The following is a 15,318-nucleotide window of genomic DNA, read 5'->3' as shown; positions in this document are numbered from 1 at the left end:
GGGGAGCGGTTTCGGGCCAGAAGGCGGGCTTCGCTTCGTCGTGAACGCAAGGACGGATTCAGGGAGAACGCAGCACAGTGCTCAGGCCTCTCGCCGCGTGGATCCGCTCCCATAAGGCCATCGCATCCGCTGTCGTCATCGCGCTGGTCGCATCCGTTCCGCTCACCTTCGCGCTGCTGCACAAGGGCTTCCCAACCGACGACGTCAATCTGGACGCCCGTGATGTGTGGGTGACGAACGGCCAGAAGCTGATGGGCGGTCGCCTCAACCACCAGATCAACCAGCTGGATGCCGCGGTGACCGGCGCATCCAGCGACCTCGATGTGCTGCAGGATGGTTCGGCCTACTTCCTGACGGACTCGAAGAACGGCACGCTGGAGCGCATCGACCCGGCCTTCGTGTCGCTGGTCGATCGGGTGAGTATCCCGGCCGGATCGCAGGTGTCATACGGTGCGAGCACGGTGGCGATCACATCGCCGGATGGCAAGGTGTGGGTTCTGGATGCCTCCTCGCGGCTGGCGTTCGACCCGTCCAAGACGAAGCCTGCCGCGAAGCTCGGTGCCGGCACACAGACGGTCGTCACGAAGTCGGGCCTCGCCTACAGCGTCTCGCCGAGCAAGCACGTGCTCGTGCGCTTCGACCACCCCGGTTCGCAAGGACAGTCCGCGAACCTAGCGGTCTCCCGCTCGTTCCAGCTGTCCGCCGTTGGCGACCAGCCGGTCGTGCTGGACGCGAAGGCGAATCGGCTCCTCATCGGTACCGACAAGACCATCGACCTCCCGTCCAAAGGGCTGCGGCTGCAGCAGCCGGGCGAGACGAACTCGTACGCGCTCGTCGCCTCCGGGAGTGCACTCCTGCAGGTACCGCTCGGCGGCGGTCACATCGACATCGTGGGTGCGGGCATCCAGCACGCCGTCACGAAGCCGGATCAGGTCACCGCTCCGGTCTGGCTGAACGGATGCTCGTATGGAGCGTGGGCGGGCGCGGCGCGGTACCTGTATGCGTGTGATGGCAAGGCATCCGTCGGTGTCGACATCGCGCAGCAGGTCAGCGGTGATGACCTGCGCTTCCGGGTGAACCACAACGTGATCGCGTTGAACAACCTGCGCAATGGGGACGCGTGGGTGGTGTCGAGTCACATGGTTCTGGTGCAGAACTGGGCGACCTTGAAGCCGAACGACTCGCAGGTGAACGGCAACACCGGGCAGGAGAAGCCGGTTCTGCAGTCCTTCCGGGACACCCTCGCGCACCGAACCGCGGCGAACCATCCGCCGGTCGCGGTGGACGACGGTTTCGGTGTGCGGACCGGGCGGTCGACAGTGCTGCCGGTGCTCGACAACGACACGGATCAGGACGGCGACGTGCTCACGGTCACCCAGGTGACGCCTGTGCCATCCGCCGAGGGCCATCTCGACGTGATCCAGGGCGGCCGAGCGGTGCAACTCACGGTTCCCGACGGGGTCACGGGCAGTGTGTCGTTCCGGTACACGATCGACGATGGCCGCGGCGGGACGGCGACGGCGCAGGTGAACGCGACGGTGCATCCGTCGAACGTGAACGCCGCGCCGGTGTCGAAACGGGAGAGCGACGCCTCCGTCGAGGTGGGACAGTCGGTCACGTACGACGTGCTGAACGACTGGAGCGATCCCGATGGCGATGGCATATCGCTGTCGTCGGCCCAGTCGACCACCGACGACCAGGTGCAGTTCCAGCCGGACGGCAAGATCACCTTCCTCAGCAAGAACGGGCAGACCGGTGTCAAGGAGGTGCGGTACACCGTCACCGACGGGCACGCCAGCGCTTCCGGATCGCTCATGGTCACCGTGAAGCCGCAGGGCTCGCTCGATCCCGTGGCAACGCCCGACTTCGCGTCCGGTGTGGCCGGCGAGGCCATCAAGGTCAGCCCACTCGACAACGATCTGTCGCCATCCGGCGATGAGCTGACGCTCGTCGGAGCGAACAACGACTCCGGTCCCTCGCAGCCCACGCTGGCGAGCGACGCCCAGAAGGGCACGGTGACCGTCACGGCGAGCACCGCAGGAGAGTTCTACCTGAAGTACACCCTCGCCGCCGGCGCGAAGACCACGACCGGACTGATCCGGGTGGATGTCGCAGACGGCGGCGGCGAGGCCGGCCCGATCGCGGTCGCCGACGACGCGTATGTGCGGCCGGGGGAGACCACCACGGTGGATCCGCTGGCCAACGACTCCTCGCCGTCCGGCCGCGTTCTCGCCGTCCGGACTGTGACGAAGACGGATGCCGCAGCCGACCTCAACGTCGAGCTGCTCGACAACCAGGTGGTCAAGGTCACGTCGCCGTCCGTTCTGCCGAATCAGGTGCAGTTGACTTATGTGGTCTCGGACGGAGTGAAGGAGGCGACGTCAACGATCACGGTCGTGCCGATTCCGCCCCTCGTGGTTCATCAGCCGCCTGTGGCCCTTGACGACACCGCTACCGTGCGGGCGGGCGACGTCGCCACGGTGGGCGTGCTGGACAACGACTACTCGCCCGATAACGAGCCGTTCAACCTGGATCCGAAGCTCAAGGACACTTCGAACGAGGGGGCCGGCGCAACCGCGTTCGTGAGCGGCAAGACGGTGCGCTACCAGGCGCCGACGACGCCGGGGCAGTACTCGGTTTCGTACTCGATCAGCGACAAGTGGCAGCAGACGGCGGTCGCGACCGTGACCTTCGTCGTGACGGGCAAGGACGGTAAGGACCAGGCACCGGCCCCGTCGGCGCTCACGGTGCGCGCGTTCGCGGGCTCGAGCATCCCCGTCACGGTTCCGCTGAACGGCATCGACCCGGACGGCGACTCGGTCAGCCTGGACGGCATCGTGAGCCAGCCGAGCCTCGGCCGCATCGTCAGCTCGACCTCGAACACCTTCACCTACGAGGCGTATCCCGGTTCCGGGGGAACGGACACGTTCACCTACAAGGTCACCGACACCTACGGCAAGAGCGCAACCGGAACCGTGCGCGTCGGCGTGATCCCGCGGCCGTCGAGCCTGCAGCCGCCCGTCGCGGTGAACGACACGGTGCAGGTCAAGCCGGGGCGCACTGCCGCGGTGCCGGTCCTCGCCAACGACTCGGACCCGAACGGGTACACGATCTCGGTGCAGAAAAAGCTGAGCGATGTGGATGCCGCGCTGAAGGCATCCGTGCACGGTCAGATCGTGCTGGTGCAGGCACCCGAGAAGGAGGGCGTGTACGTCGCGAAGTACACCATCACGAACGGTCAGGGCGGTCAGGACAGCGCCTACGTTCAGGTGATCGTCACGAAGGATGCCAAGCCGGTCTACCCGACGGCGATCGACCAGGACGTGCAAGCGGACCAGGTGGCCGGCAAGAGCTCGGTCAAGGTGGATGTCTACGAGGGTGCGGTGAACCCGTCGAACCTCGTGAGTGAGCTGAAGGTCGCCGTCACGGGACCGAACGCGAAGTACGCGACGGTCGGCAGCAACGGCTCTGTGGCGGTCAAGCCGCAGCACTCACGCATGGCCGTCGCCTACACGCTGACGGACCCGGCGACCGGGCTGACGGGAGAAGCGTTCATCGTGGTGCCGCCTGCCTCTGACGGCACGCCGCCGCCGAAGGTGAAGGTGCCGCAGCAGATCGTGTCGATGAACGGCACGAAGACGTGGAAGCTCGCCGACGTCGTTGATGTTCCTTCGGGGCGGCCGGCGAAGATCACCGGCAAGGGTGGCGTCACCGTGACGCACTCGAGCAGTTCCGGCTACGTGGATGACCAGACGCTCACGTTCACGGCGCAGAAGGACTACCGCGGGCCCGCTGCCGTCACGTTCGAGGTGAACGACGGCCGCGAGCCGGGTGCATCGCACGACCGCGTCACATCGCTGGTGCTGCCGATCACCGTCGGCAACCCGGATCAATCGGATGTTCCGCCCACGTTCACGCCGCCGAACGTGACGATCCAGGCGGGCGAGAGTCCCACGGTCGTCGACCTGCGGGCATCCACGTACCACCCGAACCCGCAGATCCTGAGCAAGATCACGTACACGGACTTCTCCGGTGCGTCCGGCGGGATCGTCGCGAGCCCCAGCGGATCGACCCTGTCGTTGTCAGCACCGTTCGGAGTGCAGCCGGGTACGACGTCGACGATCCACTTCAAGGTGAACTCGCCGACCACCTCGATCGACGGTTCCGTGAACGTGCGCGTGGTGAGCTCCACACGACCGTTGGCGCAGCAGAAGAACCCGCCCTTCGTTCAGGACGTGCAGCGCGGCCACTCCATCCCGTGGAACAACGCCACGAGTGACCAGTACTGGGTCAACCCGTTCCCAGGGCAGCCCCTCACCATCACGAATGCGAAGGCCGTGAGTGCTCCATCGGGTGTCACCGTGACCTTCACCGGCAGCTCGATCAACGTCGCCGTCGGGAGTGGCGCGGCGATAGGAACCGTGAACATCCAGTTCAACGTGCAGGACGCGACGAAGGATCCGGCACGAACGGCCGCCACCATCGGCCAGTACAACGTCGTCGTGCACGATGTGCCGGCGCAGCCTTCCCCGCCTTCCAACGTCACGGCGAGCAGCGGCCAGGCGACCATGTCGATCAAGGCTCCGGCAGACAACGGCAAACCGATCGACCAGTATCAGATCACCGACAACCACGGTGGAAGCTACGCGGCTCAGGTCGGATCGAACACGATCAAGAACCTCACCAACGGCACCACATACATCTTCCAGGTCAAGGCGCACAACAAGGATGGGTGGGGACCTGCGTCTGGCAATTCTCAACCGGTCACCCCGTACGGCAAGCCGAGCACGGTGCAGAACGTCACGATGCTCGCCAACGGCACGGCGCCCAACTCCTTCACTGTCAGCTGGGACCCGGTGTCGAACACCGGCGGCGGAAGCGTGACCTATCACTGGTCGTTCAGTGGCGGCGGCTCCAGCACCACGAAGGGCACCAGCGTCACGACGCGCTCGGTCGGAGCGGGCAACTACTCGTTCAGCGTCTACGCGGTCAACGACGGCGGTGGCGGCACGGGCGGAACCGGAACCGGGAACGGTTCGATCGCCGATCCGCAGCCGGCCGCGCAAACCGGACCGGACACCGCCCACTCCGTGGCCTGCCAGATCGGTGGCGGCACCTGTCACTACTTCCTCATCAAGGGTCAGCACTTCAGTCCTGGTCAGCAGTACACGGTCCAGACTTTCTGCGGCGGGTCTCAGCTGACCAGCCCCACGGTGGCAGCGGACGCCAATGGCAACATCGATACGAGTTCGTACTACGGCAACCACCACCCGAACTGCGGTACCAACGAGACGGGCTACATCATCATCGGGGGCGTCCGAAGCCCAACCGTGAACTTCTGATGCTTTGACGAGCGCGGACCGACGAGAAGACGAAGGATGATCACCATGGCAGTAACGCAAGAACAGGCGACCTGGTTCGCCGGCGCATTCGGGCAGCTGGTCGCGAACGTCGACAAGGCGATCCTAGGCAAGGAGCACGCCATCAGGCTCGTCGTCACGGCGATGCTCTCCGGCGGACACGTGCTGCTCGAAGACGTCCCCGGAACGGGCAAGACCGTGCTGGCGAAGGCGCTGGCGAACACGATCCAGGGCACGCAGTCTCGCATCCAGTTCACGCCAGACCTGCTGCCCTCCGACGTCACCGGCGTCACGATCTACGACCAGTCGACAGGACGGTTCGAGTTCCACCAGGGACCGATCTTCGCCTCCATCGTGCTCGCAGACGAGATCAACCGCGCCTCGCCGAAGACTCAGTCGGCCTTGCTGGAGGTGATGGAGGAGGGCATCGTCACGGTCGACGGCGTCAGCCACCCGGTCGGCAGTCCGTTCATGGTCATCGCGACACAGAACCCGATCGAGCAGGCCGGAACCTACACGCTTCCCGAGGCGCAGCTGGACCGCTTCCTGATCAAGACCTCCCTCGGCTACCCCGACCACGACACCACCGTTCGGCTGCTGATGGAATCTTCGAACCGGGCGCGTGCGGCATCCGTCTCGGCGATCATCGCCTCCGACTCCGTGACGACCATGGCCCAGCTCGCCGCCGACGTGCACACCGACGGAGCGGTGATGGGCTACCTGAGCGAACTCGTGACCGCGACGCGCGCCGACAAGGATGCTGCACTGGGCGTGAGCATCCGGGGAGCCCTCGCGCTCGCCCGGGCCGCCAAGACCTGGGCGATCGCGAGCGGGCGCACCTACGTCACCCCTGACGACGTGAGGGAGCTCGCCGTCCCCGTGCTCGCCCACCGCGTGATCGTCGACCCCGAAGCGGAGTTCGCGGGCGTGAAGGCCGAAGACATCGTCGACCGCGCGGTCGCCACCGTGAACCCGCCGGTGTACCGGGCAGCGTGACCAGCGGAATGACGACGGCGGACGAGCGGACGCGCTCGCAGGCATCCTTCGCCCTGCGAGAGCTTCTGCGCGCCGTGCTGACCGGAGTGCTCGGCCTGTGGCGTGCGCTTCTGCGGGTACTCGACAGGCCGCTGGCCGTCGCATCTCGCGCCGCGAAGACCGTGACGCCGCTCGGCTGGATCGTCGTCTGCGCCGCCGTCGTCTCGTTCCTGCTCGCCTTCGTGCTCGGCTGGGCCGAGTTCTCCTTCATCGGCTTCGCCCTGGCCGGCGGGATGCTCGCAGCCTGCGCCTTCCTGTTCGGTCGCGCTACCTACCGGGTCGCCATCGAGCTCAATCCGCGTCGCGTGACCGCGGGTGACCGCGCGATGGGTCGCATGGAGGTCGTGAACACCGGACCTCGGTCCGTGCTTCCGACACGCATGGAGCTGCCCGTCGGTGAAGGGCTCGCGGAGTTCGTCGTTCCCAGGCTCGCGCCGCGCGCGGACGACGAGAGCCTGTTCGCAATCCCGACCGAGCGGCGTGCGCTCATCGTCGCGGGTCCCGCGATCAGCGTGCGCGGCGATCAGCTCGGACTGCTGCGCCGCACCACGCGATGGACCGAGCAGGTCGAGCTGTTCGTGCACCCGAAGGTGACGCGCATCGCCGCTACCGCACGCGGCCTCGTGAAAGACCTCGAGGGTCAGACGACGAAGGCCATCACCGACAGCGACCTCGCATTCCACGCCCTGCGGTCTTACGAGCCGGGCGACGACATCCGCAACGTGCACTGGCGCAGCTCGGCGCGCACAGGGCAGCTCATGGTGCGCCAGTACCAGGAGACCCGACGCTCCCAGCTGCTGCTGATGATGAGCGCCGACCGTCGGTTCTACGCCTCTGATGACGAGTTCGAGCTCGCCGTGTCCGCACTCGCATCCATCGCCGTCGAAGTGATCGCCGAGGAGTCCGAGCTCGACGTCGTGTGGGAGAACGGCAGATTGCGCGAACGCACCCCGATGACCCTCCTGGATGACACCTGCCGCATCCAGCAGGTCGACAGCCGGTACGAGTCCCTTCGCGAGTTCGCCCGCACGGTCGGTGCCAGGCTGGCGGACCCGAGCCTCGTCATCGCTGTCGTCGGCAGCAACGTCACGCACCGTGAGCTGCACGGGCTCTCAACGCTCTACCCCTCCGACACGCCCGTGATCTTCGTACGAGCGGCGGCGGAGGGTGCCGGTCTGCGCAAGGTGGGCGACGCGTTCGTCGCGACGATCACGAAGCTGCCCGAGCTCGCCGGCCTGCTGCAGAGGGCGGGACGATGACTGCCGCCGCTCCTACGACACCCGCGCGCACACGGGCCGCCAACAGACCGGCGCGCACGAGCATGGGACGGCTTTCCGCGGTGCGCGCATCGGCGTGGGCCGACATCCTGGTGTTCGCCGTGCTCGCATTGATCGCTCTTCTCGGTTTCGGCCCGGCGTTCGGTCAACTCGGCTACCTGGTGGCCTCGATCGGCGGCCTCCTCATCGGAAGCGCCGTCGCGATCGCCGGCGTGCTGCTTCGTCTGCCGATGGTGGCCACGGTGCTGATCGGCATCGGCGCGTACTTCGTGTTCGGAACGGCGCTCGCCCTGCCGGGCGAGGGCATGCTCGGCGTCGTTCCCACACTGACGTCGCTCAGCGACCTCGCCGTCGGGGCAGTCTTCGGGTGGTCGGATGCCGTCACCCTGCGCGCGCCGCTCGAGGCGCCCCCGTACCTCGCCGTCGTACCGTTCGCGGCGACGCTCGTCGTCTCGCTCGCCTGCGTGTCGCTTGCCATGCGGATGCCCTCCGATGGTCGCCACGCAACGTTGCGCGCTTCTCTGCTCGTTGCGGGTCCGACGCTGCTGTTCCTCGCGGCCATCCTGCTGGGAACGAGGGATGCCTACCTCGCCGGCATCCGTGGCGTCGCGTTCGCGGCCATCGCGCTCGGCTGGCTGGGCTGGCGCATCCGCTCCTCGAAACGCTCCATTGCGCCAGACGCCGGATTGACCCGGCGCGCGATCGCCGGATCCGCCGTCGTCGTGCTCGTCGCCGTCGTGGTGGGCGGCGCGCTCGGAACGTTCGTCGCGCCGTCGTCCTCGTCGCGCCTGGTGGTGCGCGACGCCGTGCAGCCGCCGTTCAACCCGCTGGATTATCCGGCGCCGCTGGCCGGGTTCCGCAAGTACACGAACGAGCTGCAGAAGACCAAGCTGTTCACGGCGACGAACCTGCCCAGCGGCAGCCTCATCCGACTGGCGACGATGGACAGCTACAACGGCATCGTCTGGAGCGTGACCGGCCCTGGAGAGCAGACGGACGGCTCCGGCAGCTTCGAACTGCTCGGCAGCACCATTCCGACGCCGCCGCTGTTCACGCCGGGCGCGAAGACCACGTCGAAGTTCTCCGTGCTCGGGTACGACAACGTGTGGCTTCCCAACCTCGGCTACACCGACGAGCTGCAGTTCGACTCTTACCCGGGCGCCGTGGATCCGCGGGACACCGTGCGCGTGAATGCGGCCACCGGAACCACCGCAGTGACGAGCGGCGTCTCCCGTGGGCTGACGTACACGGTGCAGGCGACCGCGCAGAAGATCCCGAACGACAAGGCGCTGAAGAACGTGCCGGTCGCGTCGGTGGACATGCCGAGCATCACCAACGTGCCCGACGTGATCGCCACGAAGGCGGAGCAGTACGCGGGCGGCTCGGCCAGCGCCATCCAGAAGCTGCGTAACATCGAGCGGTCGCTGAAGAAGCTCGGCTACCTGAGCCACGGCCGCGCCTCCGACCCGGTGCCTTCTCGCGCGGGCGAGGGCGCCGACCGCATGAACGACCTGCTGCAGAAGACGCCGATGGTCGGCGACCAAGAGCAGTACACGTCCGCGTTCGCGCTGATGGCCCGTCACCTCGGCTACCCGGTTCGCATCGTCATGGGCTTCAAGTCGCACAGCGACGGTAAGGGCACCGTGACGTTCACCGGCAACGACGTGACGGCGTGGGACGAGGTGGCGTTCCAGGGCGTCGGCTGGGTGCCGTTCTTTCCCACGCCGACCAAGACCGACGCCCCGAAGGACCAGACCGTCAAACCCAAGCTGCAGCCGCAGCCGCAGGTGCGGCAGCCACCGAACACACCACCGAAGGCCGACGACCTTCTCACCCCGGTGAAGACGAAAGACAACAAGCCGCCGCAGGACAAGCACGCGTTCGTGCTTCCGGTCTGGGCGTACTACGTCATGGGTTCGTTGCTGCTCATCGCGCTCGCGATCTTCGTGCCGATGGGAATCGTCGCTCTGCTCAAGAAGCGCAGAAGGCTGAGGCGTGCCAGGGGTCCGGGAGACCGGCGCGCGGCAGGCGCCTGGGACGAACTCGTCGACGGCTTCGGCGAGCTGGGCTACAGCGTGCCGAGGGTGTCGACGAGACGTCAGACGGCCGCGTCGCTCGAGACGCAGTCGGCCGAGCAGGGCATCCCGCTCGAGACGGGCGCGCTGTCTGCGCTAGCGGCGGATGCCGACGCCGCCGTGTTCGACGGAACCGACGTCTCCGAGGAGCGCAGCACGCAGCTGTGGCACAGCGTCGAACAGACGCTGGCGTCGGTGTACGCATCTGCTGGCTGGTTGCGGAGGCGCCTCGCCTCGTATCGGTTCACCCGGCACCGCAAGCCGTCGTCGCGATCCGGTGCGCCGGGATCTCGTGCGTCAGGTGCGGCGACATCGGGTGCGCCCGCGTCCGGCTCGGCAGCCTCGGTATAGTGTCCCGGTGGACTCGTCGGGTTTCATCACGCCGCCTCCCGGCCTGATCCCGCCGCGCCACGACACCGACACGCACACCGAGCGGATTCCTCCGCGCTCGCAGTCGCTCCCCGTGTTCAATCCACCGGCGGCGAGCCAGCAGGGTGCGCAGGCTGACGCCTCGCCGTCATGGCTCGTCGTGCTGCCCACCGGTGCGCGGGTTCCCGTGAACGGTACTCTCCTGGTCGGACGCAACCCGGTGCGCTTCGAGCCGTGGACGGCAGCCGAGCTGCTGCCGGTCGACGACCCGGCACGCAGCGTCTCGAAGACGCACGCGGTTCTCGAGGAGTCGGCCGAAGGCATCCGGATCACCGATCTGCACTCCACGAACGGCGTGAGCGTTCTGGATGCCGCAGGTGCGGCGACCACACTCGCATCGGGCGTCGCTACCCCCCTCAGTGCCGGAACGACCGTGCTGTTCGGCAGCTACCGGGTGCAGGTCGTCACCGCCTGAACCCCAAGTCCTGGGTGCTACCCTGAACGGGTGCTGGTCGTCTCACTCCTCCTTAGCCGCCGCGACGAGTCCTAGTTCCTCAGGCCTCCCTCGTCGCGGAGTTCTTTCGTGGCTTCTTTCCCGGGCCGTACACCCGGACCCCACACGCAAGGAGAAACCGACAGCATGAGCACAGCATCCGATGCCGTGCGCACGGACGGCGCGGCTGAGCCGCAGCAGTCCGGCGCAAGGTCACACACCGAGGCGCTCGGCGCGGCGCGGCCCCGAACGCTCGCCGAGAAGGTCTGGGCAGACCACCTCGTCGTCAAGGGCGAGGACGGCTCGCCCGACCTCATCTACATCGACCTGCACCTGGTGCATGAGGTCACCAGCCCGCAGGCGTTCGACGGGCTGCGTGCGGAGGGCCGGCAGGTTCGCCGTCCCGATCTCACCATCGCCACCGAGGACCACAACACGCCGACGATCGGAATCGACAAGCCGATCGCCGACCTCACCAGTCGCACTCAGATCGATACGCTGCGCAAGAACTGCGCCGAGTTCGGCATCCGGCTGCACTCCCTCGGCGATGTCGAACAGGGCATCGTGCACGTCGTCGGCCCGCAGCTGGGCCTCACCATGCCCGGCATCACCGTCGTGTGCGGCGACTCGCACACCTCGACGCACGGCGCGTTCGGCGCGATGGCGTTCGGGATCGGCACGAGCGAGGTCGAGCATGTGCTGGCCACGCAGACGCTTCCGCTGAAGCCGTTCAAGACGATGGCGATCACCGTGGAGGGCACGCTGCGTCCCGGGGTCACGGCGAAAGACATCATCCTCGCCGTCATCGCGAAGATCGGCACCGGTGGGGGACAGGGCTACGTGCTCGAGTACCGCGGCAGCGCCATCCGTGCGCTCTCCATGGAGGGCCGCATGACGATCTGCAACATGTCCATCGAGGCGGGTGCCCGGGCGGGCATGGTGGCTCCGGACGAGACCACGTTCGCCTATCTGAAGGGGCGTCCGCACGCGCCGCAGGGCGAGGACTGGGATGCAGCTGTCGAGTACTGGAAGACGCTCGCCACGGACGACGACGCGGTGTTCGACGCCGAGGTGTTCATCGACGCCGACGCCCTCGAGCCGTTCGTCACGTGGGGCACCAACCCCGGGCAGGGTGTGTCGCTCAGCGACGTCGTGCCGGAGCCGGCAAGTTTCGATGACCCGAACGCGCGTGCGGCCGCCGAACGAGCGCTCGAGTACATGGACCTGAAGGCGGGGACGCCGCTCAAGGACATCCACGTGGATGCCGTGTTCATGGGCTCCTGCACCAACTCGCGCATCGAAGACCTGCGCGCGTTCGCCTCGATCATCAAGGGCAAGAAGAAGGCCGACGGCGTGCGCGTCATGGTCGTCCCCGGCTCCGCGCGAGTGCGCCTGGAGGCCGAGGCCGAGGGCATCGACAAGATCGTCGAGGAGTTCGGAGCCGAGTGGCGTTTCGCCGGATGCTCGATGTGCCTGGGCATGAACCCGGACCAGCTGGCACCGGGTGAGCGGTGCGCATCCACCAGCAACCGCAACTTCGAGGGACGACAGGGTAAGGGCGGACGCACGCACCTGGTGTCACCGGTGGTGGCGGCGGCCACGGCCATCCGCGGCACGCTCTCCAGTCCCTGGGATCTCGAGAGCGTCGATTCGAAGGCAGGTGCCTGACATGGAGAAGATTTCCACGCTGACGGGAACGGCGGTACCGCTGAAGCGGTCGAACGTCGACACCGACCAGATCATCCCCGCCGTGTTCCTGAAGCGGGTCACCAAGACCGGGTTCGACGACGCCCTGTTCTACGCCTGGCGGCAGGACCCCGGCTTCGTGCTCAACCAGGAGCCGTACAAGAGCGGCGGCATCCTCATCGCCGGTCCCGATTTCGGCACCGGGTCATCCCGTGAGCACGCCGTCTGGGCCCTGCGCGACTACGGATTCACCGCCGTGCTGAGCCCGCGGTTCGGCGACATCTTCCGCGGCAACTCCGGCAAGCAGGGCCTGCTCACCGGGACGATTTCCGAGGACGACCTCGAGAAGCTGTGGGCGGCCATCGACGCGAACCCCGGAATAGAGGTGACCGTCGACCTGGTTGAACGAAAGGCGCGACTCGCCGACCTGATCGTCGACTTCGACATCGACGATTACACTAGGTGGCGGTTGCTCGAGGGGCTCGATGACATCGGCCTCACCATGCGTGATGAGGCGCAGATCACAGAATTCGAAGCCCGCCGAGAGTCTTGGCGGCCCAAGACATTGCCGGTGAAAATCTAGTGAACTCACTTCTTCAGGATGCGCAGGCCGCGGGAGCCCGAGTGGGGCTGACAGCAGAGAAGATCACCATCAACGGTGGACGACCGCTTCGCGGACGCATCCGGTTGAAGGGGGCGAAGAACCTCGTCACGAAGGCGATGGTCGCCGCAATCCTCGCCGACGGACCGAGCGAGCTCCGCGACGTGCCCGACATCAGCGACGTTCGCGTCGTGCGCGGGCTCCTGGAGATCCACGGCGTCAAGGTCACCGACGGACCGGACGAGGGCGTGCTGCTGCTCGACCCGACCGGTGTCGAGAGCGCCCACATGGCCGACATCGACGCGCACGCCGGATCCAGCCGCATCCCGATCCTGTTCTGCGGGCCGCTGCTGCACGCGCTCGGCGAGGCGTTCATCCCCGACCTGGGCGGATGCCGCATCGGCGACCGCCCGATCGACTACCACCTCGAGGTGCTGCGCCGGTTCGGCGCGGTCGTGGAGAAGCTGCCCAGCGGCATCCGCATGACCGCGCCGAACGGCCTGCACGGCGCCAAGGTGGAGCTGCCGTACCCGAGCGTCGGGGCCACAGAGCAGGTGCTGCTCACGGCCACGAAGGCCGACGGCATCACCGAGCTGCGCGGCGCCGCGATCGAGCCCGAGATCATGGATCTCATCAACATCCTGCAGAAGATGGGCTCCATCATCACCGTCGACACCGACCGGGTGATCCGCATCGAGGGTGTCGACCGGCTCACCGGTTACAGCCACACCGCGCTCTTCGACCGGAACGAAGCCGCAAGCTGGGCGGCCGCCGCACTCGCCACCGAGGGCGACATCTTCGTCGGCGGTGCGCACCAGGCCGAGATGCTCACCTTCCTCAACGTGTTCCGCAAGGTCGGCGGAGCGTTCGATATCCACGATGACGGCATCCGCTTCTACCACCCGGGCGGCGAGCTCAAGCCGGTGATCATCGAGACGGATGTTCACCCTGGCTTCATGACCGACTGGCAGCAGCCGCTCGTGGTCGCCCTCACCAAGGCCAGAGGCGTCTCGATCGTGCATGAGACGGTGTACGAGCAGCGATTCGGATTCGTGGATGCCCTGGTCGAGATGGGTGCGACGATCGAGATCCACAAGGAATGCCTCGGCGGGCATCCGTGCCGCTTCGGTCAGCGCAACTTCGACCACTCTGCCGTGATCTCCGGACCCACCGAGCTGCACGGCGCCGACATCGAGGTGCCCGACCTTCGCGGCGGTTTCAGTCACCTGATCGCGGCGCTGACCGCGAACGGAACGTCGACGGTCAGCAACGTGGGCATCATCAGCCGCGGCTACGAGAACTTCATCGGCAAGCTCGAGCAGCTCGGCGCCGACTTCGTCTTCGAGCCGTAGGCGGCACTCAGCGCGACGGCGCCTGGCGCCGCCCGCGCTGTTTCGCGCGCGCTCTCCGCGGTGAGGCTAGGCGTTCGCGATGACACCGGGTGCCGTGCACCTAGTGTCATCCCATAGGCCTAGTCTCGCGGATGGCTTTCGGCTCAGCCGCGCATACGCGATAGCGGATAATGGGCGGGTGCCGAAAACACCCGAAGAGCCGGATGCCGCACCTCACGACGACGTAGAACCTCGCGACGGCGAGCCGCGCGAGAGGGCCGAACCGGCTGCTGCCGTGCTGGGCACGCGCAACTCCGATGCGGCCGGGACGCCTCGCCGGGTGCGCAAGGAGACGACGCGGCCCGGTGTGTTCTGGGCCATGGCAGGGGTTGTGGTTCCGATCATCGGGGCGGCCGCCCGGTTCAAGGTGCACGGCCGCGAAAACCTTCCGCTGACCGGCGCGTACATCATCGCCCCGAATCACTACAGCGAGATCGATCCGCTCGTGGTCGGGACGATGATCTGGCGGCGTGGCCGTGCTCCGCGGTTCCTGACGAAGGAGAGCCTGTTCTCGGTTCCCGTCGTCGGATGGTTCCTGAAGCGTTCGGGGCAGGTGCCGGTCAGCCGCAGCCACGGCGGCCGTGGTGCGCCGATCGCCCAGGCTCAGCACATCGTCGACAACGGCAGCGTCGTGATCGTCTACCCCGAGGGCACGCTCACCCGCGATCCCGACCTCTGGCCGATGCGCGGCAAGACCGGGGCCGCCAGGCTCGCGCTCGACTACGGCATCCCGGTCATTCCGGTGGCGCACTGGGGCACGCAGCAGATCATGGCCCGCTACTCCAAGAAGATCAGCGTCTTTCCCCGCAAGACCATCACGTTCTCGATCGGTGCCCCCGTCGATCTGTCCGCCTACCGCGAGGGGCCGCGCACGGCGACAGCGCTGGCGGGTGCGACGGATGCGATCATGCAGGCGATCACGCACGAGCTGGAGAAGCTGCGCGGCGAGAAGGCGCCGGCGAAGCGCTGGGATCCGGCCGAGCACGCGCAGAGTGAGACGGGCCGTTTTGAGGGCTAAGCCGGCGCCGGCG

At 67.2% G+C, this 15,318-nt stretch carries 9 protein-coding genes; all 9 read left to right on the top strand.

What is annotated here, in order from left to right; all coding sequences use genetic code 11:
- The first annotated feature begins 77 nt into the window (after positions 1-77).
- The 9 genes from ACYVI5_RS10025 (at position 78) to ACYVI5_RS09985 (ending at position 15,305) form a co-directional block, all read left to right on the top strand.
- Entirely contained in the window at positions 78-5,342 is a 5,265-nt protein-coding gene (locus tag ACYVI5_RS10025) for an Ig-like domain-containing protein (RefSeq protein ID WP_460580052.1), read from the top strand.
- 45 nt (positions 5,343-5,387) lie between these two features.
- A complete protein-coding gene (locus ACYVI5_RS10020) occupies positions 5,388-6,356 on the top strand; it encodes an AAA family ATPase (RefSeq protein ID WP_460530198.1) in 969 nt (322 codons plus the stop codon).
- An 8-nt stretch (positions 6,357-6,364) separates the two neighbouring features.
- A complete protein-coding gene (locus tag ACYVI5_RS10015) occupies positions 6,365-7,654 on the top strand; it encodes a DUF58 domain-containing protein (RefSeq protein ID WP_460580051.1) in 1,290 nt (429 codons plus the stop codon).
- A gap of 62 nt (positions 7,655-7,716) precedes the next feature.
- The gene (locus ACYVI5_RS10010; protein WP_460580050.1) at positions 7,717-10,098 is read left to right on the top strand and encodes a transglutaminase family protein; all 2,382 of its coding nucleotides are present in this window, start codon (positions 7,717-7,719) and stop codon (positions 10,096-10,098) included.
- Positions 10,099-10,105: 7 nt separating this feature from the next.
- Positions 10,106-10,591 (top strand): FHA domain-containing protein, encoded by a 486-nt coding sequence (locus ACYVI5_RS10005; RefSeq protein ID WP_460580049.1) that lies wholly within the window; start codon positions 10,106-10,108, stop codon positions 10,589-10,591.
- A gap of 165 nt (positions 10,592-10,756) precedes the next feature.
- A complete protein-coding gene (leuC, locus tag ACYVI5_RS10000) occupies positions 10,757-12,277 on the top strand; it encodes a 3-isopropylmalate dehydratase large subunit (RefSeq protein ID WP_460580048.1) in 1,521 nt (506 codons plus the stop codon).
- Position 12,278: 1 nt separating this feature from the next.
- A complete protein-coding gene (gene leuD / locus ACYVI5_RS09995; RefSeq protein WP_460580047.1) occupies positions 12,279-12,878 on the top strand; it encodes a 3-isopropylmalate dehydratase small subunit in 600 nt (199 codons plus the stop codon).
- Positions 12,878-14,248 carry a UDP-N-acetylglucosamine 1-carboxyvinyltransferase gene (murA, locus tag ACYVI5_RS09990; protein WP_460530181.1) on the top strand — a complete coding sequence of 457 codons (1,371 nt, stop codon included), beginning with the start codon at positions 12,878-12,880 and terminating at the stop codon, positions 14,246-14,248. Before leuD ends, murA begins: the two co-directional genes overlap by 1 nt.
- Before the next feature lie 178 nt (positions 14,249-14,426).
- A complete protein-coding gene (locus ACYVI5_RS09985) occupies positions 14,427-15,305 on the top strand; it encodes a lysophospholipid acyltransferase family protein (RefSeq protein WP_460580046.1) in 879 nt (292 codons plus the stop codon).
- Positions 15,306-15,318: the final 13 nt, after the last annotated feature.

This window comes from Humibacter ginsengisoli (assembly GCF_054780095.1).
The sequence above is the reverse complement of the archived record's forward strand: the minus strand, read 5'-3'. Positions and strand labels throughout refer to the sequence as shown.